Here is a 1,098-nt window from a genome sequence, read left to right on the forward strand (position 1 = left end):
TCATACCTTTCATCCACAGCCTTTGCCCCCACTACGCTGAAACCATGAGCCTTTCCGATCAGCATGCCGCCGAATTGTCTCCGGAAACCGTTGTCGTTGCAGCCGGGCGCCCCGAGCGCGCCCATGATGAGCCGGTCAATCCACCCATCGTCCTGTCCTCCACATACTTCGGCACCGGCTCATTGAGCGACGGCGACCGTGGCTACGGACGCTACGCCAACCCCACCTGGGATCCGTTCGAGGACGCACTTGCCAAACTGGAGGGTGCCACCCTTCCGGGCCTGCTGTATGCCTCCGGTCTCGCTGCAGTCAGTTCGGCACTGTCCCTGGTACCAGCCGGCGGCGTTGTGGTCATGCCCTCCCACAGTTATGCCGGCTCACTGGTGATGGCAACGGAGTTGGCGGAGAAGGGTTTCCTCGAACTGCGCACGGTGGACATTACGGACACTGACGCCGTAAAGGCCCTCATTAACCCGGAAAACGGCACGACGGCGGACCTCCTCTGGCTCGAAAGCCCCACCAACCCCATGCTCGGCATCGCCGATATCCGTGCGCTGACCGATGCCGCACACGCAGTGGGTGCGATCGTCGTGGCGGACAATACTTTCTCCACGCCCTTGGTGCAGCAGCCACTCAGCCTGGGGGCCGACGTCGTACTTCACTCGGTGACCAAGTACCTGGCCGGACATTCGGACGTCGTGCTGGGTGCCCTGGTGACATCCAACCCCCAACTGCGCGCCACGCTCCTGCACCATCGCATCATCCACGGTGGCATCGCCGGACCGTTCGAGGCCTGGCTGGCGCTGCGTGGTCTGCGCACGTTGGCGCTGAGGATTGAGCGCTCGCAGGCTTCGGCGGCAACGCTCGCTGAACGCCTCAGCAGCCACCCCCGCGTGGAAGCCATCCGCTTCCCCGGCCTCCGCACGGATCCCGGCCACGAGCGCGCCAAAGCGCAGATGAAGGGCTTCGGGTCCATCCTTTGCATCCAGATCGCCGGCGATGAACAGCGCAGCGGTGCCGAGGCCGCGGACGCACTGGTCCGTGCCTTGCAGCTGTGGCTGCCTGCAACATCCCTTGGCGGGGTCGAGTCACTGATTG

At 64.5% G+C, this 1,098-nt stretch carries 1 protein-coding gene; it reads left to right on the forward strand.

Annotated elements, in window-relative coordinates; genetic code table 11:
• Window positions 1-44: 44 nt before the first annotated feature.
• Window positions 45-1,098: PLP-dependent aspartate aminotransferase family protein (locus HP499_RS24490; RefSeq protein ID WP_172326606.1), on the forward strand; the 1,054-nt coding region annotated here is incomplete at its 3' end.

The organism is Paenarthrobacter sp. CM16 (genome assembly GCF_013179505.1).
Lineage (GTDB): Bacteria > Actinomycetota > Actinomycetes > Actinomycetales > Micrococcaceae > Arthrobacter.